Source organism: Kitasatospora albolonga (assembly GCF_039535905.1).
In the GTDB taxonomy this organism is placed as follows: Bacteria; Actinomycetota; Actinomycetes; order Streptomycetales; family Streptomycetaceae; genus Kitasatospora; species Kitasatospora albolonga.
Map to the genome: position 1 here is coordinate 17,439 of NZ_BAAAYB010000016.1, position 24,990 is coordinate 42,428.

Annotated in this window: 27 protein-coding genes and 2 pseudogenes; 19 read left to right on the forward strand and 10 right to left on the reverse strand. The window is 71.9% G+C overall.

Annotated elements, in window-relative coordinates; translation table 11 throughout:
- Positions 1 to 7: 7 nt before the first annotated feature.
- Positions 8 to 1,966, reverse strand: coding sequence for an APC family permease (locus ABD946_RS04845; RefSeq protein WP_345280405.1), 1,959 nt, complete (start codon positions 1,964 to 1,966; stop codon positions 8 to 10).
- A gap of 153 nt (positions 1,967 to 2,119) precedes the next feature.
- Positions 2,120 to 3,286 (reverse strand): TIGR03364 family FAD-dependent oxidoreductase, encoded by a 1,167-nt coding sequence (locus ABD946_RS04850; RefSeq protein ID WP_345280407.1) that lies wholly within the window; start codon positions 3,284 to 3,286, stop codon positions 2,120 to 2,122.
- A gap of 151 nt (positions 3,287 to 3,437) precedes the next feature.
- On the opposite strand from ABD946_RS04850, the gene ABD946_RS04855 reads away from it, so the two are divergent.
- The 6 genes and pseudogenes from ABD946_RS04855 to ABD946_RS04875 all read left to right on the forward strand — a co-directional run bounded on the left by ABD946_RS04855 (position 3,438) and on the right by ABD946_RS04875 (position 8,264).
- Entirely contained in the window at positions 3,438 to 4,268 is an 831-nt protein-coding gene (locus ABD946_RS04855) for a GntR family transcriptional regulator (RefSeq protein ID WP_345280409.1), read from the forward strand.
- Positions 4,265 to 4,957 (forward strand): phosphonatase-like hydrolase, encoded by a 693-nt coding sequence (locus tag ABD946_RS04860; protein ID WP_345280412.1) that lies wholly within the window; start codon positions 4,265 to 4,267, stop codon positions 4,955 to 4,957. The genes ABD946_RS04855 and ABD946_RS04860 overlap by 4 nt, the downstream gene beginning before the upstream one ends.
- A 112-nt stretch (positions 4,958 to 5,069) precedes the next feature.
- Positions 5,070 to 5,903, forward strand: a complete 834-nt coding sequence (locus ABD946_RS04865) for a hypothetical protein (protein WP_345280414.1) — start codon at positions 5,070 to 5,072, stop codon at positions 5,901 to 5,903.
- A gap of 142 nt (positions 5,904 to 6,045) precedes the next feature.
- Positions 6,046 to 6,207, forward strand: a pseudogene (locus tag ABD946_RS42430) (ATP-binding protein); the annotation flags it as partial.
- Between the two features lie 72 nt (positions 6,208 to 6,279).
- The gene (locus tag ABD946_RS04870) at positions 6,280 to 6,723 is read left to right on the forward strand and encodes a hypothetical protein (protein WP_345280416.1); all 444 of its coding nucleotides are present in this window, start codon (positions 6,280 to 6,282) and stop codon (positions 6,721 to 6,723) included.
- A 101-nt stretch (positions 6,724 to 6,824) separates the two neighbouring features.
- Complete coding sequence (locus ABD946_RS04875) at positions 6,825 to 8,264, forward strand: NF041680 family putative transposase (RefSeq protein ID WP_345280480.1); 1,440 nt, start codon at positions 6,825 to 6,827, stop codon at positions 8,262 to 8,264.
- Positions 8,265 to 8,321: 57 nt separating this feature from the next.
- Here ABD946_RS04875 and ABD946_RS04880 read toward each other — a convergent pair whose 3' ends face one another.
- From ABD946_RS04880 to ABD946_RS04890, 3 genes are all read right to left on the reverse strand, one after another.
- Positions 8,322 to 8,858 carry a DUF2716 domain-containing protein gene (locus ABD946_RS04880; RefSeq protein ID WP_345280417.1) on the reverse strand — a complete coding sequence of 179 codons (537 nt, stop codon included), beginning with the start codon at positions 8,856 to 8,858 and terminating at the stop codon, positions 8,322 to 8,324.
- Between the two features lie 90 nt (positions 8,859 to 8,948).
- The gene (locus ABD946_RS04885) at positions 8,949 to 9,452 is read right to left on the reverse strand and encodes an NUDIX domain-containing protein (RefSeq protein ID WP_345280418.1); all 504 of its coding nucleotides are present in this window, start codon (positions 9,450 to 9,452) and stop codon (positions 8,949 to 8,951) included.
- 80 nt (positions 9,453 to 9,532) lie between these two features.
- A complete protein-coding gene (locus ABD946_RS04890) occupies positions 9,533 to 10,597 on the reverse strand; it encodes a PucR family transcriptional regulator (protein ID WP_345280420.1) in 1,065 nt (354 codons plus the stop codon).
- A 244-nt stretch (positions 10,598 to 10,841) separates the two neighbouring features.
- Between ABD946_RS04890 and ABD946_RS04895 the strand changes: the two genes are divergently transcribed.
- The 3 genes from ABD946_RS04895 (at position 10,842) to ABD946_RS04905 (ending at position 14,009) form a co-directional block, all read left to right on the forward strand.
- The gene (locus ABD946_RS04895; protein WP_345280422.1) at positions 10,842 to 11,351 is read left to right on the forward strand and encodes an NfeD family protein; all 510 of its coding nucleotides are present in this window, start codon (positions 10,842 to 10,844) and stop codon (positions 11,349 to 11,351) included.
- An 83-nt stretch (positions 11,352 to 11,434) separates the two neighbouring features.
- Entirely contained in the window at positions 11,435 to 12,871 is a 1,437-nt protein-coding gene (locus ABD946_RS04900) for a flotillin family protein (protein WP_345280424.1), read from the forward strand.
- A 142-nt stretch (positions 12,872 to 13,013) separates the two neighbouring features.
- Positions 13,014 to 14,009, forward strand: coding sequence for a hypothetical protein (locus ABD946_RS04905; RefSeq protein WP_345280426.1), 996 nt, complete (start codon positions 13,014 to 13,016; stop codon positions 14,007 to 14,009).
- Positions 14,010 to 14,126: 117 nt separating this feature from the next.
- On the opposite strand, the gene ABD946_RS04910 is transcribed toward ABD946_RS04905, so the two are convergent.
- A complete protein-coding gene (locus ABD946_RS04910) occupies positions 14,127 to 14,375 on the reverse strand; it encodes a hypothetical protein (protein ID WP_345280428.1) in 249 nt (82 codons plus the stop codon).
- Positions 14,376 to 14,637: 262 nt separating this feature from the next.
- Here ABD946_RS04910 and ABD946_RS04915 point away from each other — a divergent pair, with 262 nt between their 5' ends.
- From ABD946_RS04915 to ABD946_RS04945, 7 genes are all read left to right on the forward strand, one after another.
- Positions 14,638 to 14,898: a hypothetical protein gene (locus tag ABD946_RS04915; RefSeq protein WP_345280430.1), complete on the forward strand. Its 261-nt coding sequence runs from the start codon at positions 14,638 to 14,640 to the stop codon at positions 14,896 to 14,898.
- 306 nt (positions 14,899 to 15,204) lie between these two features.
- Positions 15,205 to 15,810: a hypothetical protein gene (locus tag ABD946_RS04920; RefSeq protein WP_345280432.1), complete on the forward strand. Its 606-nt coding sequence runs from the start codon at positions 15,205 to 15,207 to the stop codon at positions 15,808 to 15,810.
- A gap of 305 nt (positions 15,811 to 16,115) precedes the next feature.
- A complete protein-coding gene (locus ABD946_RS04925) occupies positions 16,116 to 16,811 on the forward strand; it encodes a ferritin-like domain-containing protein (protein ID WP_345280434.1) in 696 nt (231 codons plus the stop codon).
- Positions 16,808 to 17,638 carry a ferritin-like domain-containing protein gene (locus tag ABD946_RS04930; protein WP_345280436.1) on the forward strand — a complete coding sequence of 277 codons (831 nt, stop codon included), beginning with the start codon at positions 16,808 to 16,810 and terminating at the stop codon, positions 17,636 to 17,638. Before ABD946_RS04925 ends, ABD946_RS04930 begins: the two co-directional genes overlap by 4 nt.
- Before the next feature lie 94 nt (positions 17,639 to 17,732).
- Positions 17,733 to 18,140: a cupredoxin domain-containing protein gene (locus ABD946_RS04935; RefSeq protein WP_345280438.1), complete on the forward strand. Its 408-nt coding sequence runs from the start codon at positions 17,733 to 17,735 to the stop codon at positions 18,138 to 18,140.
- Between the two features lie 94 nt (positions 18,141 to 18,234).
- Entirely contained in the window at positions 18,235 to 18,930 is a 696-nt protein-coding gene (locus ABD946_RS04940; protein WP_345280440.1) for a sigma-70 family RNA polymerase sigma factor, read from the forward strand.
- Between the two features lie 202 nt (positions 18,931 to 19,132).
- On the forward strand, positions 19,133 to 19,840 hold the full coding sequence (locus ABD946_RS04945) for a hypothetical protein (protein ID WP_345280442.1): 708 nt from the start codon (positions 19,133 to 19,135) through the stop codon (positions 19,838 to 19,840).
- A gap of 40 nt (positions 19,841 to 19,880) precedes the next feature.
- On the opposite strand, the gene ABD946_RS04950 is transcribed toward ABD946_RS04945, so the two are convergent.
- Together ABD946_RS04950 and ABD946_RS04955 are read right to left on the reverse strand one after the other, a co-directional pair.
- On the reverse strand, positions 19,881 to 20,510 hold the full coding sequence (locus ABD946_RS04950) for a nucleotidyltransferase family protein (RefSeq protein WP_345280444.1): 630 nt from the start codon (positions 20,508 to 20,510) through the stop codon (positions 19,881 to 19,883).
- A gap of 122 nt (positions 20,511 to 20,632) precedes the next feature.
- Positions 20,633 to 20,821, reverse strand: a complete 189-nt coding sequence (locus ABD946_RS04955; RefSeq protein ID WP_345280446.1) for a hypothetical protein — start codon at positions 20,819 to 20,821, stop codon at positions 20,633 to 20,635.
- Positions 20,822 to 21,226: 405 nt separating this feature from the next.
- On the opposite strand from ABD946_RS04955, the gene ABD946_RS04960 reads away from it, so the two are divergent.
- Entirely contained in the window at positions 21,227 to 21,979 is a 753-nt protein-coding gene (locus tag ABD946_RS04960) for a metallophosphoesterase family protein (protein WP_345280482.1), read from the forward strand.
- Between the two features lie 120 nt (positions 21,980 to 22,099).
- Positions 22,100 to 22,548, forward strand: a pseudogene (locus ABD946_RS04965) (DNA topoisomerase IB); the annotation flags it as partial.
- A 205-nt stretch (positions 22,549 to 22,753) separates the two neighbouring features.
- Here ABD946_RS04965 and ABD946_RS04970 read toward each other — a convergent pair.
- The gene (locus tag ABD946_RS04970; RefSeq protein WP_345280448.1) at positions 22,754 to 22,909 is read right to left on the reverse strand and encodes a DUF6131 family protein; all 156 of its coding nucleotides are present in this window, start codon (positions 22,907 to 22,909) and stop codon (positions 22,754 to 22,756) included.
- Positions 22,910 to 22,969: 60 nt separating this feature from the next.
- The gene (locus ABD946_RS04975) at positions 22,970 to 23,197 is read right to left on the reverse strand and encodes a DUF6296 family protein (RefSeq protein WP_345280450.1); all 228 of its coding nucleotides are present in this window, start codon (positions 23,195 to 23,197) and stop codon (positions 22,970 to 22,972) included.
- Positions 23,198 to 23,794: 597 nt separating this feature from the next.
- Between ABD946_RS04975 and ABD946_RS04980 the strand changes: the two genes are divergently transcribed.
- Positions 23,795 to 24,988, forward strand: coding sequence for a carboxylate-amine ligase (locus ABD946_RS04980; protein ID WP_345280452.1), 1,194 nt, complete (start codon positions 23,795 to 23,797; stop codon positions 24,986 to 24,988).
- Positions 24,989 to 24,990 lie beyond the last annotated feature (2 nt).

Below are 24,990 nucleotides of genomic sequence, written 5' to 3' on the forward strand. Positions count from 1 at the left end.
GTCCGCCCTACCCGACGTGGACGCGGGGGCGCCGGGAGCGGTCCGGCTCGGCCTCGCGGAGGACCTCGCGGGTGACCGGGGCGACCTCGCCCTGGCCGAGCAGGAAGAAGCGGAAGAACTGGGCGAAGGGGCTGCCCTCGGTCCACTCGAAGTAGATGTGCGGCCGCAGGCCGGTGCGGTCACGGACCGTCAGGAGCAGCGCGGCCAGGGCGTTGGGGACGCTGGAGCTCTCCAGGGTGAGCACCCGGTAGCGGTCGTGCAGCACCTCGCCGCACACCGTCAGCTCGGCCTCGAACTCGGAGGGGTCCCTGACCGTGACCTCGACGAAGACCAGGTCGTCCTCCTCGGGGATGTCGTTGTCGGCGCGGATCTGCCGCTTCTTGTCCCGGTACTCGGCCAGGTCCCGCCGGTCCGGCTCGTTGGCGACCAGGCGCAGCGGCCGGTGGGTGTAGTCCCGCAGGAAGCGCTCGGCCGCTTCGTCCAGCACCACGTCGGTGACCCGCAGTTCGAAGGCGCGCTTGAGCCGCGAGAGCAGCGAGACCAGCACGATCGCGGCGATGAAGCAGGCGCCGATCTTCACCCCGTCCGGGCGCTCGGCGACGTTGTCGCCGGTGGTGTAGACGAAGACCGCCGCGATGGTGGCGAAGGCGACGGTCCAGCCGCGCTGGCGGGCCTTGCGAGCCGCGATGGTCACGGCGATGGCCGCCGAGGTGATCAGCACCAGGACGCCGGTGGCGTAGGCGCCGCCCTGGGCGTCCACCGAGGCGTCGAAGATCCAGGTCACCAGGAAGGCGATCAGGGTCAGCACGATCACCATCGGCCGCACCGCCCTCGCCCAGGCCGGGGCCATGCCGTAGCGGGGCAGGTAGCGCGGCAGCAGGTTGAGCATGCCGGCCATCGCGGAGGCTCCGGCGAACCACAGGATCAGGATGGTGGAGAGGTCGTAGACGCTGCCGAAGGTGTTGCCGAGGTTCTCGTGCGCCAGGTAGGCCAGCGCCCGCCCGTTGGCCGGGCCGCCGACCTCGAAGGCGGACTCCGGGATCAGCAGCGTGGTGACGAAGCTACTGGTGATCAGGAAGGTGCTCATGATCAGCGCGGCGGTGGTCAGCAGCTTGCGCGCGCCCCGGATCCGGCCGGTCGGGCGCTCCTCGGTGTCGCCGGGGTCGCCCTCGATGTGCGGCATCACCGCCACGCCCGTCTCGAACCCGGACAGGCCCAGCGCCAGCTTGGGGAAGACCACCAGGGCGACCCCGATCATCGCGAACACGTTGCCGTGCTCGGTCGTCAGGGCCGAGGACCAGTCCTGGACGACGTGCGGCTCCTGGGTCAGCTGCCACAGCCCGTTGCCCACCACGACCACGTTCAGCGCCAGGTAGACCGCGACCAGCACCACCGCGACGCCCATCGCCTCGCTGAACCCCTTGAGGAACACGGCGCCCAGCAACGCGATCAGCACCAGCGTGATCAGCACCTGACGCCCCGACAGCGCGTCGTGCAGGTGCGGGTTCTCCACCAGGTGGGCGGTGGCGTCGGCCGCCGACAGCGTGATGGTGATCATGAAGTCGGTGACGGCGAAGCCCAGCAGCGCCAGCACGAACAACTTCCCCTGCCAGAACGACAGCAGCCGCTCCAGCATCGCGATCGACCCCTCGCCGTGCGGGCTCTCCGCGGCCACCCGCCGGTACACCGGCAGCGCGCCCGCCAGGGTGACCACCACCAGCACGATGGTCGCCACCGGCGACAGCAGCCCGGCCGCCAGCGCCGCGATGCCGGGCTGGTAGCCGAGGGTGGAGAAGTAGTCCAGGCCGGTCAGGCACATCACCCGCCACCAGCGCGCGCCCTTGTGCCCCTCCGGGCCGTCCGCGTGCGGCCCCGGGTGCTGCTTGGCCCGATCGGACAGGCCCTCCAGCAGCCAGGACCGCAGCCTCGACCCCCGCGACACCGCGTGCGTGTCCGCTGCACCCACCGCACCGCTCCGTCCGCGCAGCCGTACGCCACCGGGCCCGGTGACACCGCGTCAGGTTAGGTGATCATCAGCCGGGCCCCCGGCGGCACCACGCCGCAGGTCAGCCCTTCGGCCGCACGGGCTCCCGCGACCTACCGCCCGCCCGACGGGCCGTCAGAGCGCGGTCGGCTCCTGCTCGGTCGGCTCCAGCTCGGTCGGCTCCAGGGTGCCCGCGAAGGTGCGGGCCGCGAGGCCGAAGGAGAGCGTCATGCCGACGCCCGAGGTGACCGACAGGGCCCGCACGCCGGGGGCGAGGTCGCGGACCAGCAGCGGGCCGCGGGCGCTGCTGGCGTAGACGCCCTGCCAGCGTTCGAGCACCTCCAGGCGCTCGACGCCCAGCACGTCGGCGATCGCGTCGAGCAGCAGCCGGGAGACCCGCTCGTCCAGGAACGGCGGGGTGGTGTCGTCGTAGTGGTGGGAGTCCCCCGCCAGGATGGTGCCGTCCGGCAGGCCGGTGAACATGACGTTGGCGCCGATCTCCACCAACTCCGGTCTGTGGGCGAGGACTTCCTCGCGCAGCCGGGCCGCCGAGGGCTGCGCGGTGAAGGCGTCGTAGCGCAGCATCGAGGTGGCCGTCAGCACGGCGGAGTCGGTGCGGAAGGCGGCGGGGGCCTTGACCCGGGCCATGTTCAGGCGGCAGCGCTCGATCCCGTGGCGCTCGGCCGGCTCCGGGAAGAGGTGGTCGAGGTCGTGGCCGACGCAGACCAGGATCTGACGGCCGTGCACCGGGCCGCGGCTGGTGTGCACCGTGCCGGGCTCCACGCCGGTGACGGAGGTGCCCCACCGGATCTCGGCGCCGGGCTGCTGGGCGATCCACGCCGCCAGCGCGGGAGCCGCCTCGCGCGGGTTCACCCGCAGGTCGTCGGGGAGGAACGCCCCGCCGACCAGGTCGCCCACGGCCGGCCGGCCGAGCACCGCGGCGGTCTCGGCCGCGCTGCGCAGCCGCACCGCGTCCCCGCCCCGGTCGGCGTGCAGCTCCTCGAGGACGGCCGCCTCGGCCTCCGAGCGGGCCACCACCAGGGCGCCGGCCTCGCGCGCCCAGAACCCGGCGGCCGCGGCCGCGCGCAGCCAGCCGCCCCGCGACAGCCGGGCGATGTCGAGCAACTCCCCCGACTGGGCGCCGATGCAGCAGTGTCCGAAGTTGCGGACGGACGCGCCCACCGGGCGCCGGTCGCGTTCGACGACGGTGACGGACAGGCCGTTGGCGAGGGCCTCGAAGGCGTGTGCGAGGCCGACGATGCCGGCCCCGACGACGACCAGGTCAGAAGGTGCGGTGCTCATGCCGCCCAGACTTCCCTCCGGCCGAGCACCTGTCAATGGCTGTATAGACAACTTTCCGTCTGCTCACCCGGGTGACATCTGATGTTCACCAGGAAAATCGCACCCCAGGTCACCTCTTGGGAATCCGCCGACGTAGTGTCATAGTCGAGTTGTGAAGACAACTTCGGAGGGGCCGCTGCACCAGCGGCTCAGCGTGGAGCTCCTGCGCCGGATCAACACCGGGGCCTGGCCCGAGGGCCAACCGGTGCCCACCGAGGCCCAGTTGTGCGCCGAGTTCGGCGTCTCCCGGGGCCCGGTCCGCCAGGCCCTGGCCACGCTGCGCCGCGAGGGCAACCTGGTCGGCGGCCGCGGCCGCCCGCCCGTGGCCCGCCGCACCGCGCCCTCGCAGCCGTTCGCGACCTTCCTCTCCTTCACCGAGTGGGCCGAGTCGATCGGCCGGGAGCCCGGGCAGCGGACGGTCGAGGTCTCCCGCCGCCGCGCCTCCCAGCCGGCCGCCTCCCGGCTCGGCCTGACCGAGGACGACCACGTGGTCGAGCTGGTCCGCCTGCGGCTGCTCGACGGCGTCCCCGCGATGCTGGAACGCTCCAGCTTCGTCGCGGAGGTCGGCCGCCACCTGTTCGACTTCGACCCGGACTCCGGTTCGGTCAACGCCGAACTGCTCCGCCGCGGCGTGGACCTGTACCGCGCCCGGCACACCATCGACGCCATCGCCGCCGGAGCGGCCGACGCCGAGCTGCTGGAGGTCCGGCCCCGCGATCCGCTGCTGCGGGTCCGCCGGATCACCTCCTCCAGCGACGGGGAACCGCTGGAGTACGGCGACGACCGCTACCTCCCCGCGATGGCCACCTTCACGATCGAGAACACCCTCGAAGGCCGCACCGTCGCCGGCCGCTCCCCCGCCACCGCACCCGCTCCCGCTCCCGCTCCCGCTCCCGTCAACACCACCGCACCCGCACCCGCACCGAAGAGGACTGACACGTGATCGAGCTCGCCGTACTGGACATGGCCGGCACCACCATCGACGAGGCCGGCGCGGTCTACCAGGCGCTGCGCGCCGCCGTGGAGCGCAACGGCGTCGCCGTCGCCGACGAGGACCTGCAGACCTGGATGGGCACCGACAAGCGCGAGGCCATCGACGCCCTGGTCCGCCTCGCCGGCGGCACCCCCACCCCCGAGCTGGTCGAGGAGAGCTACCGGGCCTTCGCCGAGTACCTGCGCGAGGCCTACCTGGCAACTCCGCCGCAGCCCCTCCCCGGCGTCGAGCAGGCCCTCGCCGAGCTGCGCTCCCGCGGCATCAAGGTCGCCCTCACCACCGGCTTCAGCGACGACGTCGCCATCCCGCTGCTCGCCGCCATCGGCTGGTCCACCGGCGAGGGCGGCAACCTCGACGCCGTGGTCACCTCCGACGAGGTCGGCCGCGGCCGCCCCGCCCCGTACATGATCCACCGCGCCATGGAGAAGACCGGTGTCCTCGACGTCCGCGCCGTCCTCGCCGCCGGCGACACCGCCGTCGACCTCCAGGCCGGCACCAACGCCGGCGCGGGCGTCGTCGTCGGCGTCCTCACCGGCAAGGTCGACCAGGCCTACCTCGCCTCCCACCCCCACACCCACATCCTCCCCAGCGCCGCCGGCATCCCCGCCCTCCCGGAGACCCTGCCCACCCCCGCCTGACCCCTCGTCAATCCCGGCCGGAGCGGCCGCCTTCGAGCCACGCCGCTCCGGCCCTACACCGGGCCGGCCGGACGTACAGTGTCCCGGGCATCACGAGGTCGAGGGCGGGGCAATGGACAGCAACGAGTACGACGAGTACGAGGCCGTCGTCAGGGTCCGGAAGGGCTCACGGCTGACGCAGTCGAGGAAGACCGCGGGCGCGAACCGCGGGATGACGCGCGACCCCGACACCAACCAGGTGGGTCAGGCCGAGATCTTCCTCAAGGACGACGAGCCGGAACCGATCGGGTATCAGCTGTACGACCAGCCCGGCGACGACCACTACGACCGCCACGAGGAGGAGGCCCGAGCCCGGAAGCGGCAGGAGAACGCGGAGTTCCTCGCCGAGGTGCTCGTCGAAGTCGGCCTCAAACTGGCCGAGAAGGCCGCGCCGCACGTCATCAAGTGGTGGTCCGAGCAGGCGCTGCCAGCAGTGCGGACGCGGTGGAACGAACGGGCGCTGCCGTCCGTGAGGGCCAGGTGGAGCAGCATCACCCGCAAGCGCGCGATCGGCCGCCGGGCCGGCGATGCAGCGGAGATCCACCAGGAGGTCGAGACCGCTCCGAACGACCAGCGGACGACCATGAGCGGCACGGAGGCGCGCAGACGGTTCGCCTCCGCCCTGACGGCCAGGATCTACAGCGACGGTCAGCTCCGGCTCCTGCGCAACGCCCGGATCGTGGACGAGGGCGAGGCCGGTCCCGAGGAACTGGACGTGAGGGACGACCTCACACCGCAGCGCATCGGAGAGTACGTCGCCGCCATACTCGAAGCCGACCCCTCCCTGCTCGGCCACGACACCCTCGCCGAGTTGGAGAAGGTCGTCGCCCGTATCCGAGCCGACGGCGGCCGCGCTCCCGGCGTGCGGCCGAGCGTCGCCCCTCCTCAGGACAACGGCGACGACTGATCCCTCGGACCTTGTGCGCGAAGGGGCGTCATGTTTTCGCCGGGGTGAAGTGGAGCCACGGATTCGGCCTGTTGGGGAGCCGGCGGTTCTTCGGTGAGTTCGGGAGCCAGAGTGGAGCACGAGGGCGGCCGCTTCCGTCGCCACGAACTCGCCCTTCACCGGGTGGGACAAGACCTTCGGCGACGCCCGCCTCTGCCCGGCCATCGCCGACCGGATCGCCTTCCGCTGCACCCTGATCCAGACCGGCACCGAGTCCTACCGCTACCAAGCCACGCAGGAATCCCTCTTCGTGAGCAGGAACTGACCTTGTTCTTTAACCTCAGGGCCCTGGATGCTGGCGTCGTCATGGTTGTGCCAGTGGATGGGACAAGTCGCGGTGATCGAGTCCGTCAGGTACCCGTCGCAGTGCTCGGGCTGCGGCTCCGAGATGGAGTGCGTCGGCGTTCAGGCGTTGGTTGGGCAGAGGCTTGAATGGGACATCGGCTACCACTGCTCCGTCTGCGGCGACGCGTTGTACGAGTGCGGGCCGGGAGGAAGCTGCATACCGGACGACCTGCGCCGGCGTCTTCTGGCCGAACACGGCGAGGCGCGGCTCATACTCAGTGACCCTCTCGCCAGCCCGGTCCTCGTGATGAAGGTTCTTCGCGCCGAACTCGGCGGAGATCTGGCACAGGCAAAGGGGACACTCCAACAGATCCGGGCCGGCACGTTCGCAGGCACGATGCCCGAGATGACTCTTCTCGTCCATCGGCTATGTGCCGCTGGCGTCAAGGCGGAGGCAGAGCATCCGCAGAAGCCTGACGAAACCTCAGCCCGTTGACCCGTGACTGACCATGGGTTCTGACGTTCTCCGGACACCGGATCGGCCTTGGGGTGATCATGTGCGCTGTCGAGACGCTGATGATCGAACCCAAGGCCGTGATGGTGAGTCTGCTGGACGACGCTGCCCACGTTGAGTCGCTGGCCGTGTTGTCCGGGTTCAGGGCTGACTTCTACGGCTGCCTGACCGCCCGGGCGGACGCGCTGTTCGAGCTCACCGACGCGCTGCTGTGCGCCGACGGGCCGGTGAGGTCGCTGGTCGACCTGACGCTGACCGCTGAGCACCGGCGCGGCCACGGCGCACTGTACGACGCGCTGAACTGCGGCCGGATCGAGGTGGACCGGCTGCGCGCCGAGCTGGCCGGCCTGCCGCTGCCGAGGACGGACGACGGCCGGATCGTGCTGGCGGTGGACGTCAGCCCCTGGCTGCGGTCCGACGCGCCGACCAGCGCGGACAGACTGTTCTGCCACGTGCACGGACGAGCGAAGAGCGTCTCGCAGTTCATCCCGGGCTGGCCCTACTCCTTCGTCGTCGCGCTGGAATCCGGGCGCACGTCCTGGACCGGGGTGCTGGACGCACTCCGGCTGGGGCCCGCTGACGATGCCACCGCGGTGACCGCCGATCAACTGCGTTCCGTGGTCAGGCGATTGGTCGCGGCAGGGCACTGGGCCGACGGCGATCCGGACATCCTGGTCGTGATGGACGCCGGCTACGACGTGACCCGGCTCGCCTACGTGCTGGCGGACCTGCCCGTCGAAGTACTCGGCCGGATCCGCTCGGACCGGGTACTTCGACTGCCGAAGCCGCCCCGCGCGCCGGGTACCAACGGCCGCCCGCCCAAGCACGGACCCGAGTTCGCCCTGGCCAAGCCCGCCACCTGGCCCGAACCAGCGCACACCACCACGACCGAGACCACCCGCTACGGCACCGCCACCGCCCAGAGCTGGGACCGGCTCCACCCCCGGCTCACACACCGCACCTGCTGGCTCGACCACGACGGCGAACTGCCCGTCATCGAAGGCACATTGGTCCGCCTGGAGGTCGACTACCTGCCCGGCGACCGCGCACCCGACCCGGTGTGGCTGTGGTCCTCGGCCACCGGCGCCACCGCTACCGACGTCGACCGCTGGTGGCGCTCCTACCTCCGCAGATTCGACCTTGAGCACACCTTCCGGCTGTTCAAGCAGACCCTCGGCTGGACCCGACCGAAGATCCGCACCCCCGAGGCCGCCGACCGCTGGACCTGGACCGTCATCGCCGCGCACACCCAACTCCGCCTTGCCCGCCCACTCGCCGAGGACCTACGTCGGCCCTGGGAGAAGCCCGCCGCCCCGGGCCGACTGACCCCCGCCAGGGTCCGGCGCGGGTTCAGGAACCTCCGCGCCACCATGCTCTGCCCGGCCAGGGCCCCGAAACCTGGCAAGCCCGGCCCCGGACGACCACCAGGATCGAAGAACCGTCGGCCCGCACCCCGCTACGACGTGGGCAAAACCGTCAAACGCGACCTCACCATGGCCGAACACCAAGATCGGAAAGGTTAAAGAACAAGCTGACGCACTGTTGGACGGCTCTCTGCGTGGGAGCGAGCGGCGTGAGCCTCAGCTGGCAGCCTTCCCGTCCCGGCGAAGGACGACCTGCAGCAACTGCTGCAGGTCGTCCTGGATCGCTTCGAGCAGTTCGCCACCGAATACGCAGAGGGAGTGTTCCCAGGGGTGGCCGAAGGTGCCGAAACGCAGGTCCTCTGCCAGGAAGATGTGGTAATCCCCATCCGGATACGGGCTGAGTGGCCAGCCCTCACGCGAGCGCCCTTCAAGAACTCGGGGCAGGAACATGTCGGTCGCCGGCAGATCCGGACGGAGCCGATAGCACGTGTGCTGCCAGTCCAAGATCCACAACGACTCCCCCGGGGCGCTGCAACCAGCGAGTCCTTCCTGCACCACATCGACCAGACGGTCGAGCTTTCGGTCGCCAGGGTCGTCGCTCAGCGCGTCGAGGCTCCATGTGATCGACGGCGAAGTCTCGGTGATTCCGGGGAAGGCATGGATGCTGGGGCGGAAGTCGAACTTGTCATAGAAACGGTCCCAGATGCCGTCGTCTTCGGCCCTGGCCAGACGCTTGAGGGGTTCATCGGTCATCCGACGAACCTAACCTCAGAAGAACGAATCCCACTGCCCAATTCAGAGGTCCCGGCCACGACTTGTCAGGGAGGCGCCCAAAATCAGGCGTCACGACCGCGGCGGCCGTGCGCGGACGACGGCGCGGGGGTCGGCGTCGTGCTCCCAGCCGTGGGTGGAGAAGCCGGTGGAACCGGTGAGGTGGGCGAGCAGGCTCGCGTGGGAGGTCACGAACATCGGCATCGGCAACCGGTCGGGGTCGGCGGGGACCCAGGTCACGGCCAGGTGCTTGTCCGGCTCGGTGTTGGTGAGCTCTCCGTCGAAGCGGGTGGTGGCGAAGGCGTGGAGCAGGAAACCGCCCTTCCCGTCCCAGCCCTCCCGCACCTGGATCGTGTGCACCAGCCGCAGGTCGGCGGGCTCGACGACCAGCCCGGTCTCCTCCCGCAGCTCCCGGACGGCGGCCAGGTCGATGCGTTCGCCCTCCTCGACCTTGCCCCCGGGGACGGTCCACGTCGGCTCCTTCGCCCAGCTGTCGTTCGCGTAGTGCACGGCGGCGATCAGCCCGGCACTCGTGTCGTGGACGATCACACAGACGGCCTGACGAAGGGTCAGCACGCCCGCGCTCCCCGGATCGTGGCGATCGGAACCCGATGGCGGCGCCGATCTCCACGCATCGTTCCAGGCAGCCGTGACACTCAACCCGAGGGGTCGGTCGCAGGCCAGTCCAACAGCCGGGCACCGATGACGGCGGTCTGCAGGGTGTAGCGGTGCACCGGGTCCGTCGGGTCGGAGCCGGTCAGCCGTTGCACCCGCTCGAGTCGGTAGGTCAGGGCCCGCACGCTCAGGCGCAGCCGGCGCGCCGCCTCGGCCGAGACGCAACCGGAGTCGAAGTACACCGACAGTGTCTCCAGCAGCGTGGCCGGCCCGCCGCGGGCCTTGCGGAGCGGGTCCAGCACACCGGTCACCAGGTCGGCCAGTGCCTGCCGGTCCCGGCTCAGGACCGGGAAGACCAACAGGTCGGAGGCGCGCAGGACGGGTCCTGGCAGGTCCATCTTCCCGGCGAGGTCCAGTGCGCCGAGGGCCTCCTCGTAGGAGTGGACGATACCGCCGGCGCCCGGGTGCGGACGGCCGATCGCCACCAGGGCACGGCCTGTGGCAGCGCTCGTCTGCTGGGCGAAGTAGTCGAGCACGTCGTCCTCGTCGCCCGGTGCGACGCACACCAGGCGGCCCTCCTTGGTGGTGAGAAGGATCCGGCGGTTGCCGAAGCGGTGGATCAGCGCGCTGTCCACCTGCCGGGTGACCGGATCGCCGTCGGAGTAGGCGTCCGGCCCCTGGGCGACGGCGACCGCGTGCGCGTGCGAGAGCAGCAGCCCGAAGTGCTTGGCCCGCTCCGCCAGCCGGCCCAGGTCGCTGCGCCCGTAGAGCAGGTCGTCGATGAACTCGCGCCGGGCGGTCTCCTCCTGACGCACCGCCAGGCGCTGGGCGCGCTCGTGGCCCTCCGCGAAGGCGTCCACCGCCTGCTCCACGGCGGCCAGCACCGTGGTGGTGCGCTCCGATCCTGCGGCGGGCCACGCGGTCCGGGTGGCGGCCAGGTGGGCGCGGACGGCGGCGCGCAGGCTCTGCCCCGTTTCGGCCGCCTGCTCGCCCGCCAGGCGGCAGGCCTCGAGTTCGTCCCGGCTCAGCCTGCGGCCGGTGTCGGCGACCTGCTCCAGGACGCGCGCGTACGCCGCCAGATGGCTGTCCGGTACCGCCTGGGTCACGCCGTGCTCCTGTCTTCCGCTTCCCGGAAGTATCGGTGATCGCCCGCCGCCGGCACCACTCGCCGAGGTTTTCGGGGCTCGCCGAGACCATGCTGGTCATCGCCCCCAACCCGTCCGGGTCGGAAGCTGCCGTGGGACGGCATTAAGAGCACGTAAAGACTGCCGGGACACGGCAATGAACTCCACGGCCCTCTCCTGCAACGATTCAGCCCGACGGGGGAGCACCACGAGGAGGGGGCGGGGCATGGCGTTGTTCCTGGGGCTGGGCCTCGCGGGCATCGCCGTCCTCGCCCTCTCCTTGGTGCTGGACGGGCTGCTCGACGGCCTCTTCGACGGTGCGTCAGCCGGTGCGCTCGACGGGCTGCTGTCGCTGCCGGTCGCCGCCGGGTTCGTCGCGATGTTCGGCTTCGTCGGCGCTCTCGTCCACGGCGTCACCTCGCTGGGAACGACCGCGGCAGTCGTGGCCGGCCTCCTGGCGGGAACCGCGACAGGCGGGCTGACCTGGGCGTTCAACCGGGCACTGAGGCGGGATCGCACCGTCGCCACGCCCACCGCCGAGGGCCTCGTCGGAACGACGGGCACCGTCGTCACCGAGATCCGGCCGGACGGCTTCGGCGAGGTCCTGCTGCGCTCCGGCGGGCAGCCCGTGAAGGTCTCTGCGCGCAGCACCGCCGCGATCGAGCGCGGCAAGCAGGTGTGGGTCGACGGCGTGCTGTCGCCCACCGCCGTCACGGTCCGCCCCACCCGGCCCTGACCGACCCGGCCCACCCGCGCACAACTCCGGAGCACCCGGAGCGAACCATCAGCCGCCCTCCACGGGGCGAAGGGGGACACCTCATGAGTCCAGTAATAGTCACCGCCGTCGCCGGAGTGTTCGTCCTCCTGCTGCTGCTCGTCCTCGTCGTCGTCACCCGCTACAAGGTCGCGGGGCCGAGCGAGGCCTTCATCATCACCGGCCGCCGCGGCAAGACCTCGACCAACCCCGAGACGGGCCGCGTCAGCACGGACAACAGCGGCCAGAAGGTCGTCGTCGGCGGCGGGGTCTTCGTCGTGCCGTTCGTGCAGCAGAAGTTCACCCTCGACCTCTCCAGCCGGCACATCCCGATCGCGGTGCGCGGCGCCGTCACCCTGCGCGGCGTGAAGGCCAACCTCGACGGGGTGGCGATCGTGAAGGTCGGCGGCAACGAGGACGCCATCCGCGCCGCCGCCCAGCGCTTCCTCAAGCAGCAGGACGGCATCGTCCGCTTCACCCAGGAGGTCCTCTCGGGCGCCCTGCGCGCGATCGTGGGGCGGATGTCGGTGGAGGACGTCATCCGCGACCGCGCGGCCTTCGCCGGCCAGGTCGCCGAGGAGGCGGAGGCCAGCCTCTCCGGCCAGGGCCTGGTCCTGGACGCCTTCCAGATCCAGGACATCACCACCGAGGGCACCTACCTCGAGGACCTCGGCCGGCCCGAGGCGGCCCGGGCCAAGCAGGAGGCCGACATCGCCGAGTCGAACGCCCGGCGGGCCTCGGAGCAGGCACGGCTGAAGGCCGCCGAGGAGGTCGCGGTCGCCGAGCGCACCTTCTACCTGAAGCAGGCCGAGATCCGGGTGGAGACCGAGGCCGCGACCGCCAAGGCGAACGCCGCCGGCCCGCTCGCCGAAGCGGCCCGCCAGCAGGAGGTGCTCACCGAGCAGGAGAAGGTCGCCGAGCGGCAGGCCGCCCTGACCGACCGTCAGCTCGACACCCAGGTCCGCAAGCCCGCCGACGCGGCCCGCTACCAGGCCGAGCAGCAGGCCGAGGCCCGCAAGGTCGCTCTGGTCAAGGAGGCCGAGGCGGAGGCCGAGCGCGCCCGCCTCACCGGTCTGGGCGAGCAGGCGCACCGCGCCGCGCTCGCGGAGGCGGTGCGGATCGAGGGCGAAGCGGGCGCCTCCGCCATCGCGGCCCGGGGACTCGCCGAGGCCGAGGCGATGCGCAAGAAGGCCGAGGCGCTCGCCCAGTACGGCGACGCGGCGGTGATACAGATGCTGGTCGAGGCCCTGCCCCAGGTCGTCGGCAAGGCTTCCGAGCCGCTGAGTGCGATCGACAAGCTCACGGTGATCTCCACAGACGGCGCGAGCCAGCTCACCAGGACGGTCGCCGACAACGTCACCCAGGGTCTCGAACTGCTCAACTCCACCACCGGCGTCGACCTGGCCGCGCTGCTGAGCGGCATCCTCGGACGCACCGCCCCGGGCCCGGCGCCGTCCCCGGCCGGCCAGCCGGTGAGCACCACCATCGAGGTCACCGCCTGACGACCCGCGCTCCCCTCGCCCCGGCGGAGGGCACGACCGACGTTCGGTCCGCCCCTCCCCCCGCCCGGCCCGCCCCGGTCCCCGCCATCGGACGGGCGGCTGCGGAGACCCTCAGGATGCGACACCAGAGAAGGAAGCGATCGTGCTGCGCTCGGAACTGATGGCCGTACTGGGCAAGTTGGCCCTCGTCCTGGCGCTGTGCGCCGCCGTTCCCGTCGCCTTCTGGCTGGCGTTGGCCCGCACGAACGCCGAGGTCGAACGGGCCACCGCGACCGCCGTCGGCCGGGTCGAACGCGTCGACCGCGGCAGGGGCTCGTCCGCCGTGGTGACGTGGACCGACGCACACGGTGCCCGGCACAGCGGGCGGTTCGCCCTCACCGACCCCGACCGCTACCACCCGGGCGACGCCTACCCGCTGCGCTACGACCCCGACGGCACCGATCCCCGGGCCGTGCCCGCCGAGGCCGAGGACGTCTCCGCCCTGCGGGACCTGCAGCTCGTCCCGCTCCTGCTGTCGGCAGCGGCCGGCGCCGCGGTGGCGGTGTTCTGGACGGGTCGGGCAGCCCGGTACCTGCTGGTCCTCCGGAGCCCGTCCGTGCCCGGCACCGCCCGGGCCGGCCGGGCTTCCCACGGCCGCAACGCCTCCCGCCCGGTGGTCCACGTACGGTGGCACGGCCCGTCCGGCGCCGTGCACGAGGGCTGGCAACCGGTCATGCCGGGCCGGGGCGAAGCCGCCCTGCGCGGCAGCGACGCGGCCGACGCGACCGCGGTGACGGTCCACCAACGGACGGCCGGCGGCCGCGTGGTCCTCGTGCTCCCCGACGGCAGCTCGCTCGTCCCCTCCGACCACCTGAACTCCCGCGAACCGACCGGCTGGGACGACCGCCCCGAACCCCCGCTGCCGTACCGGCTCCCCGCCACCTCCGGAGCAAGGGTGGCAGCTCCGCTGCGCCCTGACCGGGACCGCGGCGGGAGCCGTCACCGCTCCGGCCGCCTGGTACCTGACCGGCCAGGGCACCGCCACCGCGACCGTCACCCTCGCGGTCGCGGCCTTCGCCGCAACGGGAATGTGGCTCCGCGATCTCCAACGCGCCCACTGAGTCCGCCCGTACCGTTTCGGAAGAATCCACCGAAGTGAATTCGAAAAGGCCATTCAAGCCGGAGACGGTACGGATTGGTCACATTTGGAAGATTCCTTTCCGCGACTGAGGGTGACCCTGAAAAGGGTCACCCTCAGTCGCGGAAATACGGCCGTTCAGAGGAGGAAGACGATTCCTCCCACGCCGTACCACAGGCCACCGTAGTACCAGCCCCAGCCGGGGTAGCAGCCCCAGTGCCCGTGGGTGGTCACGTTGACGCTGATGTGGCTGGTGTGGGCCGTGAACGACTGGTTGTAGTGCCTGGTGGAGAACGAGGCCGAGGAACTACTGGAGACGCTGACCGAACGGGCCTGAGCCGCGCCGGCGGTGGAGGCCGCAGCGATCGGGACGGCCACCGCCGTCACGGCGAGCGAGCATGACGCAATGGACCGAGCAATTTTCCTGGTCATTTTCTGTCACCTCAGAAAAGGGCAGATGATTTGCCGCTTCCAAATGTATAACCAAATCCCCGGTGATGCCATCCTCAATTCCCGGGGGGATAAAGCGTCCAATGGGGAACGCCGCCCGTCCGACAGCCAGGTGGCGCAGCCGGCGGGCGGGCGTGGCGCTGCCTAGCGTCGGTGGCGGAGGCGGAACCCGCCGCCTCCGGAACGGAGGTGACACTCCGTGAGCAAGCGCATGACCCGTCTCGTGGCCACCACCGCCCTCGCCGCCGGTATCGTCGCCGTCCCGGCCGCCGGTTCCGCCTTCGCCTCCACCCGCGGCTCGGAGCAGTTCTACGGACACCAGGTGGAGGCCTCCACCAGGAACGTCCACTACAGCGAGAGCACGACCTTCTACTCCAGCACCGACTGGAGCAGCGGCCACTGGCAGGGCAACGGCCACCACGGCTACGGCCTGCTGGGTCTGGGCCTGATCGTTCTCTGAACGCCCGGCTGTGCGTGAAGACCTCGCCCGGCTCCTGAGGCCGGGTGGTGGGACCCGACACCTCCTCCGGGCCCCACCCGTGCCCGCCGTCTCACCTGAAACGAACGGCGCGCACACCACCACTTCGAAGACCTCCGTACCCCGGACTGGTGGCATCACCCGAACGGCCGACCCAGCTCGCCGTGAAGCGCGTCCACGGGTGAACCCCACCCGCCGGGCCAAGCCGACCAACGCCTCACCCCGAAGACTCCCGCAAGCTCCCCGGCACTCACGACGGGGCGCACCCTCACTTGAGGAGTCATCAACGTGACGCCCCGACAAGCCCCCTGTGGCAGCCCCCACCCCCAACGATGCGCGGTCCAGCTGCGCCACGCGGTCATCGAGGCGACCGGCTGGTCGGCGGTGGGCCCGGTCCTCACGGTCGGTGCCCGGGCCGCAGACCTGGCCCGCTCCCTGGCCGAGCGCCACAGCCCCGTCCTCGCACTCACCACCCTCAGGTCGCCGGGCGGCATCGTCGGGCCGCACGTCACCAGGCTCACGGGCGACCCGCTGCTCCTGCCGACCCTGGGCCTGCCCGCGCTCTCCCTCGCCCTGGTCAGCGGCTACCCTCCCAGCCGCGCCGCCCAACTGCTCCTGGACCTGGACGTGCTCCTGCGCCCGGGCGCGAAGGTGGTGTTCGTGCCGGACCGGCTGGTTCCCGAGCTTCTGCCCTACATGGGCCCGGCGGCGGAGAGCCCCTTCCACCGCCTGCGGGCCGAGCACTTGGCTCACGCCCACTGCACCGGCCCCGAGACTCCGGGACCGACGGCTCCGTCAGCGCGCCACGGTGTGATCACCTTGGTCGCCGACCGGCCGGGGCCGGCCTGCACCCTCGTGGCGCCGCCGGCCATCGCCCCCACGGCCGGTTGCTGACGAGGACCGGCCGCGCACCCGGCGCGGCACCTCGGTTCGCCGGTGCTGTCCGCAGTCAGGGCCTGCCGTCAAGGGACTGACCGCACGTCAGCTCGCACGGGTGAACTTCGAGGGCTCCGGGGATCCGACACCAAGCCGGGCGGGGTGGTGCGCCGAAGTGCCTGCGATGTGTCCGCGTGGTGCGGGCATCGGAGGAGATGGGGGCGTGATGGCCGCAGAGCGCATCGACACCCGTTTGTTGGAAGAGCTGACCGAGCAGTCGCAGGACCTGAACAGCGACGCGCTGCGGATCACCCGGGGGCGCGTTGACCGACTTCGGGCAGGAGACCGAGCCCGCCGGGCGGCGCTGGTGGCGGCGCGGCGGCGTCCTGGCGGGTGTGGCCGGGGCGGCCGCGCTGTTCGGTTCGGCGCGGGCCTTCGCGGCCACCGCCACGGCCGACGACATCATGGCGCTGCAGACGGCCGCGTCGCTGGAGAACCTGGCGGTGAGCGTCTACCAGACCGCCGCCACGCTGCCGTTCATCAAGGACGGCAACAAGACGGTGGCGGCCTTCATCGCCAAGACCACCGAGCAGCACCAGGCGCACGCCAAGGCGTTCAACTCGGCCGCCACGCAGGCGGGCGGGAAGGCGCAGACCGGGCCTGACCCGAAGTACAAGGCGGTGGTCGACCAGACGCTGCCGACCATCAAGGGTCCGGCGGACGTGGTGAAGCTGGCCATCACGCTGGAGGACGTGGCGGCGCAGACCTACACCAAGAACGTCGCGCAGGTGAGCAACGCGGACCTGCGCAAGCTGTTCGCCTCGGTGGCGCCGGTGGAGGCGCAGCACCGGGCCACCCTGCTTGCGGTCCAGGCGCTGCTGGCGGGCAACGCCGCCGACCTGATCACCATCCCCGTCGACCCGGCGAAGCTGCCCGCGGCGGCCGGCAGTGTCGGTTTCCCGGACGCGTTCTACCCGACCAAGGACGCCTCCCCGATCAGCGAAGGAGCCGTCAAGTGACGGGCAAGGCCAAGGGCGGCTGGGAGCTGCCGATCACGGAGGGCCAACTGGCCCGCCTCACGCGGGACATGGAGCAGGCCCACCAGGACACCCTGCCCGCGATGCGGGCGAGTGCGGTGGACCTGGCCGAGGAGATCCGTACCCGCCGCCACGATCAGGGCCTGGCGGACCAGGGCCGCCGCCGCTTCCTGCTGGGCGTGGGCGGCGTGGGAGCGGCGATGGTGCTGGCCGCCTGCTCCAGCGACCCCAAGAGCTCGACCGCGTCCCCGTCCGCCTCCGGCGGGAGCGGCTCCGGCTCGCCGATGGCGTCCGCGTCCGGTCAGTACACCGGTGACCTGAAGGTGGTGGCGCTGGCCACCGCGCTGGAGAACCAGGCGGTCGGCGCCTACCAGGCGGCGCTGGACGCGGCCAAGGCCGGCAAGCTCGGCACCGTGCCGTCGGCGGTGGCCACCTTCGTGACCACCGCGATGGCCCAGCACGCCGACCACGCCAAGGCGTGGAACGCGGTGCTCACCGGCGCGGGCAAGCCCGCCATCACCACCGTGCCGCTGTCCAACCAGGCCGACGTCACCGCGGCCCTCGGCAAGGTCACCGACGTCGGGTCGGTCGCCAAGCTGGCCCTGCAGCTGGAGGACCAGGCCGCGCAGACCTACCTGTTCGCGACCTACAACGTCACCAGCCCGGCAGGGATCGCCACCGCCGCCACCATCGCCCCCGTCGAGGCGATGCACGCCGCCATCCTCAACTACGTCCTGGGCCAGTACCCCGTCCCGGACGACTTCCTGCCCGTCGACAAGGCCGCCAAGCCCAGCCTCCTGACGGTCTGACACGGCCCGACACCAACCCCGGGGCGGGGACGCGGACGAGGATCCCGCGCCCCCGCCCCGGCCCCCCGTCCCCCCACCCAGGAGAACGCCACCCGTGCACTTGTCCCCCTCCCGCGCCCTGACCGCTGCGGCGGCCACCGCCCTGCTGATGCTCGCGGTCGGCTGCTCCGGCTCCACCGGCCCCGCGGCCCCCGCCACCGCACCCGCCACCGGTGCGCCCGGGGCCGGCTCCGGCACCGACAACCCCACGTCGGCAGTGAACATCACCATCAAGGACTTCGCCTTCGCCCCCGCCGACCTCACCGTCGCCCCCGGCACCCGGATCACCGTCACCAACCAGGACAACACCCCGCACACCGTCACCGCCGCCACCAAGGCCTTCGACACCGACCGCATCGACGGCGGCAAGAGCACCACCTTCACCGCCCCCACCACCCCGGGCAGTTACCCCTACATCTGCGGCATCCACCCCGGCATGACCGGCACCCTGACCGTCAAGTAGCCGACCACGCTCCGGAAGTAGAAGCTCTTGGCCCACCGCGCCCCACCCCCGGCCACCGTCACCCTCGGCCTGCTCCGTTCAGCCCCGCGCTCTGGTGGATGAACGGCGCCGACCTCCCCGGGCGCGAAGCGCCGACCCCCAGCCTGCCCAGGAGAACACACTCGAACGACGGCTGCTGGCCGCTGCGGAAGGCGACGGGGAAGCGTTCCGCCTCCTGTACGGCGAGCTCCTGCCCTTCGTCGAAGCGGTGGTCACCAGTGTGCTGCGCGACCGGGCCCAAGCCGAGGAGGTCAGCCAGGAAGTGATGACCGAGGTGTGGCTCCACGCCGGCCGCTACCGTGGCGCCCTCGGTGGCGTGCGCCCCTGGGCGGCCATAATCGCCCGCCGCCGCGCCATCGACCGGATCCGGCACCTCGGCGTGCAACGGCAGTGCGAGCAGCGGTGGGCGGCGCAGGAGTACAGCCTGTACCAGGAGGAGAGCGACACGGACCCGGACGAGCGTCAGCGTGACCACGAAGCCGTCGAGCTGGCACTCGGCACCCTGACGGCCCTTCAGTTCGAGGCGATCCACCTCGCCTTCTACACGGACCGCTCCTACCCGCAGGTCGCCGGGCACCTCGGGATCCCGTTGGGAACCGCGAAGACCCGCATCCGCGACGCCCTCGTCCGCCTTCGACGGGAACTCACCACGACCAGACCCCTGCCCTCCGCCAGGGCCGGCTCCGGAGCCGGAGCCGAGGTTCAGCCGAGCAGCGAGGACGCGGCTTCTTCTTCCCCATGCTCCCCATGATGGACATCATCCCTCCGGGGCCCAAGGCCCCTGATCAGGGGTGTCCGTCAAAGCGGATCAAGCCCACGACATCCGCGTACTGGCCGTCGACGAACCGCGCCGCGTCGAGAGACGGCCGAGCAAAGGGCTGTAGCCCACGCCGACAACACACCAGTCTCGTTTCATGGCCGCCGGACAGGTCAGACGCAAGGGTATGAACACCATGAGCACCACCCCCTCGCCGTTGCCCGGATGGCTGGACTCCCCAGCGGGTTGGCAGGTGCTTGATCCGGCCGCCGATCGGATCAAGCACCTGGTGGACGGTCTGTCGCTGGGCCGCGCCCGTGGCCTACTGCGCGGCAGCTGGCTCGGCCACTCACTCCACCCAGCGCTGGTCCAACTCCCCCTCGGCTGCTGGCTTTCGGCCAGTGTGCTGGACCTCACCGGAAGCTCGCCGGTGGCAGCGCGGCGCCTGACCGCCCTCGGCCTGGCCGGGGTGCCTCCGGCGCTGTGGGCGGGCTGGCTGGACTGGGCCGAGCTGGACCGCAAGCAGCGCCGCACCGGCCTGGTGCACGCCGCCTCCGCCGTCGCCGCCACCATGCTCCAGCTCCGCTCGCTGCGCGCCCGACGCTGCGGCGACCGCCTGGCCGGCATCGGCTTCGGCCTGGCGGGCAACGGCGTGGTGGCCCTGGCCGGTGCGCTCGGCGGCCACCTGGCCCACCGCTCGCCCGGCGCCTCCCCGACCAGCGCCCCACACAGCGGTCCGGCCGAGACCCCCGAGGCCCGGATGACCGGAGAGGGTGCTCCTCCGCCCGCCCACGAGGAGCTCAGGACCGGCCACGACGGCCCCGAGCACGCCGTCACCGAACCCGACCGTCCCGGGTCCGGGGCCAGCCACCGCCACGGCCACAGCCACGGCCACAGCGCCTGACCACCGATCGATCGGCACCGACCGGCGACCAACAGCCGTCTCATTGGGCGTCGGCGGTTCCGGCCTGATCCTGTGTCAGGCCGTGAGCCGGGATGACGTCCAAGAGTTCCAGCAGGTGGAGGAAGGCGAGCGCCATCGGCCTCTCCTCGCTGCGGCGACGCAGGTAGGCCCAGTCCACCCTCTCCCTCAGGGTCCGCGCGACCGGCAGCAGGGCCCCGTAGTCGCAGTGGTGCTCGGAGAAGGCTTCCATCTGACTGCCCACCAGATCGGTCGGAGCGAGCACCGGCATCCACACCGAGTAGACCGGCCGCACCTCGGCCCGCTCCAACAATCCTGTGTCCACCGGCCGGTCGGCGAGGGCGAAGATCAGGTCGATCGCATGCCCCTGGTACTCCGCCTTGACCAGCCAGTCCTCCGGAGGCTGCCACACCCGCAGCCCGGCTGCGCCTAGCGTTTTGGTGATGGCCTCGACGTCCGAGCGGAGCACGCAGAAGTCGGTGTCGTGCGGCGAACGCCGGGAGACGCCGTGCGCGTACGCTGCGACACTGCCGGCCAGCGCGAAGGGGTGCCCTTCGGACTTGAGCAGTTGCGCGACCTGTTTCGTCGCTTCCAGTACGCCCTGCTGCCGGTCGGACGGCGCCAGGGGCGCTGAGTCATCGGTGGGGATCATCGGGCTGACTCCTCGTCGACGGCCCCGGTCACCGCAGTGGCCAGGACCTCCGCCGACAGGGATACGGGCGTGCCGGGCGCTTGACCGGAGCCCGCGGGTTCCCAACCCGGATGGACTGCGCTTCAGTCCTCGCCGAGCACGGCATACTGCTCGGCGTCCTCCTGGACCTCCCCAGCGGTGAGCAGTTGGCGAGGGCGTGCTCGAGGCGGTAGGGGGCGCGGAGCGAGCTGCGGCAGTCCGGGGGCTGGACCGGACAGGACGGTCTGCTGGGGGCTGGGCGGGGTCTGGCGGGGTCGGTCGGAGGTGGGCATCGAAAGCTCCTCGAAAGTGCTCCCCCAGGGCTCGGTCGTCTACCCGTTCTGCTCTCGCTCAGTCGGCGTTATCCCCTGCCCAGCCCGGGAAGACGCAGCGGAGCGACCAGCGAGGAGGGCCTACCCATGACTCCCGAACGAGCTGACCCGACCGAGCCCACCGTTTCGGAGCACGAACCCGGTGATCGGTCCGATCCACCATCGGAGGGCCTCCCCGTACCCGGACTACGGACTGTGCCCGTGTCCGGGGACCGGACCGCACGGTTCGGCCGAGACCTGCCCGGGCCGTCGGTGGGCCCAGCCGAAGCGCCCGAGTACCGGGTGGCCCGGCTGCAGCGAAGACTGGCCGACGGCGCCACCGCCGAGCTGGGGCTGCGAGCCCATTTCCGGGGCGGGCTCGTGGTGATCGCCGCCGTCGGGGACATCCACCTGGGCGCCGAGAGCGCAGGATCGCTGCGCCCGGCCTTGGAGAGGCTGGACGAGCGGGCTGATGTGCTGCTGCTGGCCGGCGACCTGACCCGGCACGGCAGCGTCGAGGAGGCCGAGGTGGTGGCGGGCGAAGTGGCCGGCCTGCCGGTGCCGGTGGTGGCGGTCCTCGGCAACCACGACCATCACGCCGGCCACCCGGCCGAGGTGGCCCGGGTGCTCACCGAACTGGGCGGCGCCACCGTGCTGGAGGGAACCGCGACCACCGTGCGGGTCGGTCCGCTGCGGCTGGGCATCGCGGGTACCAAAGGATTCGGCGGGGGCTTCCCGGGGCGCTGCGGCACCGAGTTCGGCGAGGAGGAGATGAAGTCCTTCATCCGCTACTCGCGCGGCCCGGCCGACGGTCTGCACCACGCGCTGACCTCCCTCGAGACTCACGACCTGCGGGTGGCTCTCACCCACTTCTCCCCCGTCGCCGACACCCTGGCCGGCGAGCCGCCGGAGATCCACCCCTTCCTCGGCAGCTACCTGCTGGCCGAAGCGATCGACCTCGCCGGAGCCGACCTCGCCGTCCACGGCCACGCGCACCTGGGCTGCGAGCACGGCCTGACAGCCGGCGGCGTACCGGTCCGAAATGTGGCCCGTCCTGTACTCCGGCACGCTTTCGCGGTGTACCGCCTCACCGCTCACCCGGCCACCTCCAGGGAAGCCGTCGTGGCGCCAGGCAGTTGACCGCTCGTCCGCGAGCTCGTCCGTCCGGTGTCTCCGCTACGAGGGGCAGTGGGGCGCGCGAGCCGGGCCGCGCAGCGACGGACCACCGCACCGGTGCCCGTCATGAACGGAGCACCCGCCATGAGACTGAGGACCAGTCACCCCGACCGCCCGGGATACCAGCGCGTGCGGCACGCCCGGGGATTCCGCTACCTCGCACCCGACGGCACCCCCGTGAACGGGGAGGAGCTGGACCGGGTCAAGGCACTCGCCGTCCCACCGGCCTGGAACGACGTGTGGATCTGCCCCTACCCCAACGGGCACCTCCAGGCCGTCGGCACGGACGCCGCCGGGCGACACCAGTACCTCTACCACCCCGAGTTCCGCACGCTGCAGGAGGAAGCCAAGCACGATCACGTTCGAGAGGCCGCCCGCTGCCTGCCCACGCTGCGGGCAGCCGTCGAGCAGGACCTCGCCGCGAACGTGTCCTCGCATGCGCCGTCCGCCTCCTGGACCTGGGCCTGTTCCGCGTCGGCTCGGACTCCTACGCGAGGGACAACGGCTCCTACGGCCTGACCACCGTACTGCGCTCCCTTCGACGAAGGCGTCACCATCGCCCCGGCCCTCACCGACCTCGGCGCCGACGGGGGACCTGCCGCGACCCAGGGTCCGGTCGAGGACGCCGTGCGCGTGCTGCTCTCCTGACACCGGCCTCCGCCCCGGTCCGCCAGCCGTGCGCGCGGACGGCAGACCGGGGCGGTTCGTGTGGGGCGAGGCGCGAACCGGTGCGGAGGCTTACCAGTAGTGGTTGCGGCCGCCGACCGCGTGGCCCATCGCTCCGGCGATCCACAGCACCAGACCGATGACGACGAGCACCAGGCCGATCGTCCACAGGATCGAGATGCCGGTGACGAATCCGATGATGAGCAGGAGCACTCCAAGGAGGATCATGGTTGCCTTCTCCGGTCGAGGACTTGTGTCCGTTCCCCCGCTGTGTGGTGCCGTCCGCCGTCAGAGCAGGGGAGTGGCGGGCAGGCAGGTGTGGCCGTTCGGCCCGGTAGCGGCGGCCAGCACGTGGGCGATGCCGTCCGCGATGTCGACCCGCAGGGCCCCGGCCGCGAAGACGGGCCGGCCCCACTCGCTCATCTCGCCGGTGGCGTGCACGACCACCGCCTCCTGCGGACGGTGCGAGCCAGGCCGGCCCGGCAGGGTGATCACGTAACGCGTCGCGGCATCCACGGCCATCACCACCCACCGGGCAGGTGCCCACGGCTGGTACCACCGGCCGTGCCGTGGTGCGAGGGTGGCGCCCAGCAGCGTTTGCCGGCACCGAGCTGCCCGCTACGCCGGTGCGGAAGGCGGTGCTGGTTGCGGTGCTCATGGTGCGCGGAACGCGATGCGGCGGTCGGGGTGCGGGTGGGGTTGGCCGGCTTGGACATGGCCGGACCCCCTCTCGGAGGGGAAAGCGGTCCGGTCACAACCTGCCCCGCTTCGGCCGCGGCATTCAAGGCCGGCGTGGCCGCGCCGAGGGGGGCTCCAGCAAGCTCCCGCTCCACGAGGAGCTCGAGAATCCCCAGACCAACCACCGGATGAGTCGAGCGGGCCTGGACCTGGCAGCGGCCCGCGCACCGTACTCACCCGGTGTGGACTTCCAGCGTAGGCCGCGACTCCGCCCTCACGGCCGGCACGAAGCCCGGAGAAGGCCGGCCTGCAGTTGCTTGGTTCCGTCCTGCCGGGGCAACCGCAGACTGATACCGCCGGACGGCCGCTCGTGCCGGACGGCAGCGCGAACGTCATCGGACCGCGCATCCCACCACAGCGAAGAGGAGGCCCGCCGTGGCCGTCCACGCGCGCACCCGGCTCCTCGCCGCCCCCGTGGCGGACCGCCGGACTTCACCCGCGGACTCCGCCGGGCACCGAGCCGGCGCGGCGCTCGTCCCGACACTGGGCGTGGAGGAGGAGTTCCTGCTCGTCGACCCGGCCACCCGCACGCCGGTCGCCCGCTCGCCGGAGGTCCTGGCCGGGGCGCGCGGACTGGGTGGGCTGGTTCAAGCCGAGTTCTACGCCTGCCAGGTCGAGGTCTGCACCGAGCCGGTCCGGACCCTGCCCGCGCTGCGCACCCAACTGCTGTACCTGCGACGAGAGGTGGCCCGGGCCGCAGCCGGAGCCCGCTGCCAGGTCGTCGCCTCCGGCTGCCCGCCCCTGGCCGCCACCATGCCGATTCCGGTCACCGACACGCCGCGCTACCGGCTGATGGCCCGTCACTTCGGGGCCATGGCCGACTGCCGAACCGGCGCGGTCTGTGGCTGCCACATCCACCTCGGCGTCCGCGATCGGGCCGAAGCGCTGCAGCTCAGTGCCCATCTGCGGCCCTGGCTGCCCGCCCTGCAGGCGCTCGCCGCCAACTCGCCGGTCTGGCAGGGCAAGGACACCGGCCACGCCAGCTGGCGCGCGCGCTGCTGGGCGGAGTGGCCGACCGTCGGCCCTGCCCCCGTCCTCGACGCCGCGGCCTACGAGGTTCTCGCCGATGCCCTGGTGAGCTCGGGGCTGCTGCTCGACCGCCGGATGATCTACTGGTTCGCCCGCCCCTCCGAGCACGTGCCGACCCTGGAGGTACGGATCGCCGACGTCAGCGCCGATGCGGACACCACCGTGCTGCTCGCCGGCCTGGTGCGGGGCCTGGTCGCCCGGCTGCGGCGCGATGTCCGCGAGGGCCGCCAGGCCCCGGTGGTGTCCGATGCCCTGCTGCGGGCCGCGCACGGCTGTGCGGCCCGAGCCGGCCTCAGCGGCCAGGGTCTCGACCCCCTCTCGGGCCGGCCGGCCAGCCTGCGCCACCTGCTGGACCGCCTGGTCGACCACGCCCGCCCCGGGCTGACCGCCGCCGGAGACCTCGACGCGGTGACCGCTCTGCTGAAGCGCACGCTACGCGCGGGCACCGGTGCCGACCGGCAGCGCGCCGCACTCGGCCGGTTCGGCCGCGCCGAGGACATCGTGGACTCCCTCGCCGACGCCTTCACCCGCCCCGCCTGATC